This is a genomic window from Vibrio sp. 1288 (assembly GCF_033344475.1).
In genome coordinates this window covers 1-581 of record NZ_JAWPOX010000859.1, presented here as the reverse complement: position 1 = coordinate 581, position 581 = coordinate 1, and the positions used below count along the sequence as shown (strand labels likewise).

Below are 581 nucleotides of genomic sequence, written 5' to 3'. Positions count from 1 at the left end.
TTGCAACATTGCGGTGAACAAATAATTCACCGGAGTAAAGGCCGGTTAATCGTTCTGCGGGTACTCGACTATCGGAGCAGCCAATCCAAAGAAAATCAGGCTTTTGGCCTTCGGCGAGCTTAGCGAAATATTCAGGACGATCAGATTTGATTTCTTCCGACCATTTTGAATTATTCTCAAATAACTGTTTAATTTCCGGCATCTTGCAAACTACTTCCCTTAAATGACAAAAGCACTCATCGCAATTGAAACATATCAAGCGATCAGTGTTGTAACTATACACAATGTTACAATTTCGATCCCGTTAAATATGCGTCAGACAGGACTCATCTGACGTGTTCTTGGAAATAAATTCGTACAATTCAGACCGCTTATTAGATAACGAATTAAGCCATAATTTATTTATGGTTTAATTTTTCACATTCCTCGTTAAAGTAATGACATTTTACTTATTTAATTTTGAAATTAATGCAGGGAGCTAAACGGTGTTCGGTAGTCGTTTTAAAGATATCAATTTCAAAGGGGATATATTTGGCGGGGTGACCACGGCCATTATTTCTCTCCCTTTGGCGTTGGCGTTC

At 38.4% G+C, this 581-nt stretch carries 1 protein-coding gene; it reads right to left on the bottom strand.

All coding sequences use genetic code 11. The annotated features are described in order from the left end of the window. On the bottom strand, positions 1-202 hold a 202-nt coding region (locus R8O11_RS29765), incomplete at its 3' end, for a carbonic anhydrase (RefSeq protein ID WP_318195198.1). Between the last annotated feature and the right edge of the window lie 379 nt (positions 203-581).